At 55.3% G+C, this 2,634-nt stretch carries 2 protein-coding genes; both read left to right on the top strand.

Annotated features, from left to right (window positions below):
* Positions 1–135 precede the first annotated feature (135 nt).
* A complete protein-coding gene (istA, locus tag VVR41_RS10630; protein ID WP_368524746.1) occupies positions 136–1,770 on the top strand; it encodes an IS21 family transposase in 1,635 nt (544 codons plus the stop codon).
* Entirely contained in the window at positions 1,767–2,543 is a 777-nt protein-coding gene (locus VVR41_RS10625) for an ATP-binding protein (RefSeq protein ID WP_280195274.1), read from the top strand. The genes istA and VVR41_RS10625 overlap by 4 nt, the downstream gene beginning before the upstream one ends.
* Positions 2,544–2,634: the final 91 nt, after the last annotated feature.

The following is a 2,634-nucleotide window of genomic DNA, read 5'->3' as shown; positions in this document are numbered from 1 at the left end:
TGTTGCGCGGGGGTATCTAGTAACACCGTGGTGACTATCTAGTAACGGGATGGTGAGTATCGAGTAACACTTTGGGGGAAGATTCTTCTGACCGCGTGACCAAAGGGCTCGCGGCATAATCAGGGGAGTCCGATCGTGACTGATTACCGGGCCGTGATGGATCTTGTCTTACAAGGCTGGTCCGTCCGTCAAATCTGCTCGACTGTGCGTTGCTCGCATACCACAGTTCAAAAGGCCCGCCAGGCAATGGCGGCACACCAGATCACAACCGATGAACAACTCGCCGGTATCACCGACGAAGAAATGGCCACTTGGTTTGTTGATGGTCGAAGTCGTGCCCAAGGAGATTTCGTGCCCATCGATTTCGACGCGGTGGCCAAAGCACGCACCGGCCGAAACAAAGTCACTCTCCAAGTCTTGTGGGGCCACTACACCACCCAACCCGCTCGCCCGTCTCAGCGTTACTACAGCTACGAGCGGTTCCGCCAGCTTGTCGCCGAACACGTTGATGCCACAGGACTTACCGCGCGCATTACACATGCCCCGGCACACACTATGCAAGTCGACTGGGCCGGTACGACAATGCGGCTGTTTGACCCGATTGATGCCCGGGGTGCAAAAGTCAGTATTTTCGTGGCGTCACTGCCGTATTCCGGCATGCTGTTTGCCTGTGCTTGCCCGAACCAGCGGCAAGCGGCGTGGCTGTGGGCACATATCCAAGCGTTTGAATACTTCGGTGGCGTCGCTGAAGTAATTGTGCCTGATAATGCTTCGACAGCGTCACACGCAGTCGGTGCTGCTGACCGCAACCGGCAGGTTAATTCCACCTACGAGGAATTCCTCGAGCATTACAACACTGCCGCGCTGCCTGCTCGCGCTCGGCGTCCGAAGGACAAGGCGAACGTGGAAGCGGCAGTCAAGATCATCACCCAAAAAGTCATCCATACCCTCCACGGGCATCAATGCGTTGGGCTCGATGAACTCAATGCACGCATCCGCAGCCTGGTTGACGGTATCAACGACGCGGTACCGTTTCGTGGCACCTACACCAGCAGAAGAATGCTCTTTGATGAGTTTGAACGTGATGTGCTTGGCCAACTTCCCGCATCACCGTGGCAGCATACCGAATGGAAACGCGCGAAAGTCGCCCCCACCTTCCACATCACCGTCAATACTGCTCACTATTCGGTGCCCTACCAGCTCGTCGGCCGGACTGTCGATGTACGCATCACTGGCAACGAAGTTACTGTCTTTGACGCTGGGCGGCGTGTTGCTACCCACCGGCTTGCCCAAGCCCGGGGGATCTATGTCACTGACGTGGATCATATTCCTGCCACCATGGCTGATACCACAGGGCTGTGGACCAGTGATTACTTCTACCGTGAAGCAGCCAAGATCGGGCCAGCGACCCGGAAAGTCATCGCAGAACTTATCAGCGCAAAGGCAATCCCTGCCCAGGCATATCAATCATGTCGAAACGTACTAAATATGGGCAAGCACGCCAACAAGGCGATTTTGGAACAAGCCTGTGCACGCTTGATCGCACCTGATGGCGCAAGGAGGGCCGTGTCGTATACCGCGGTGAAAAACATGATGGCTGCGGTACGCAAAGACCAATCCACCCGCCCGACAGGCCATGATCTTCCACCAACAACACCGCCTGAAACACCACCGGCGGTACACCCACGTGATACCCGCGGCGCGTATCTGGGTGGGTCTGCCCAGTTCAGCATGGAAAACCTTACGAAGAAAGGACCTTCGCAGTCATGACACAGCCACAACCAGCATCAGCATCAGCACGCTTTCTAGATGAATCGGTCCTGCCGGTCTTTACCGATCTGAGAATGACGGCCTTCGGCCGAACCGTGATTGATATTGCCGCAGATCCTGTCTTCGACTCGTGGAGTTTTTCCGACAAGGTGCTCTACGCACTCGATAAAGAAGTCGCGGCCAAGCGTGAACGACGAGTCAACAAACTACTCAAAGCATCCCGATCGCCAAATCTCGATGCATGTATCGAAGACATCACCTACGCACCCGGCCGCAACCTCAACAAAGAGCAAATCACCAGACTCGCTCACTGCCAATGGTGTCAAAAAGCGCAAAGCATTGTCATCCTCGGCAAATCATCCGTCGGCAAAACCTACCTGGCCCAAGCACTGCTAACCGCCGCGTGCAGAAACGACTACTCCGCCCGATTCTTCCGCACAGACACACTAGCCAACCAGCTGATGGTGCTACGCCATGATGACACAGCACGCATGGAGTTTCTTCAAGACCTGCACCTGGCAGACGTACTCGTTCTTGACGACTTCTTAACAACCCCGATTGATGCTGCCACAGCACACCAACTGCTCAATATTCTTGCGGAACGTGAACACCGGGGATCAACAATTGTAACCTCCCAGTTCACGCCCGACGAGTGGTACAAATCCATCCCGGATGCTGTCATCGCCGAGTCGATCCTGAATCGGCTTGTCGTTGGCGCTGAGATCATCACACTGGAAGGACCCAACATGCGCCTAGAAGCCAACGCAGAATAGTTCCCCATAATCAACGCCCGGGTGTTACTCAATACTCACCCGGGCGTTACTGCTTGCTCACCACGGCGTTACTAAATACGTGGTCCTAACA

This window comes from Corynebacterium sp. LK2510, assembly GCF_040946405.1.
Classification (GTDB): Bacteria; Actinomycetota; Actinomycetes; order Mycobacteriales; family Mycobacteriaceae; genus Corynebacterium.
Note: the sequence above shows the minus strand (reverse complement) of the source record. Positions and strands in the feature narration are given on the sequence as shown.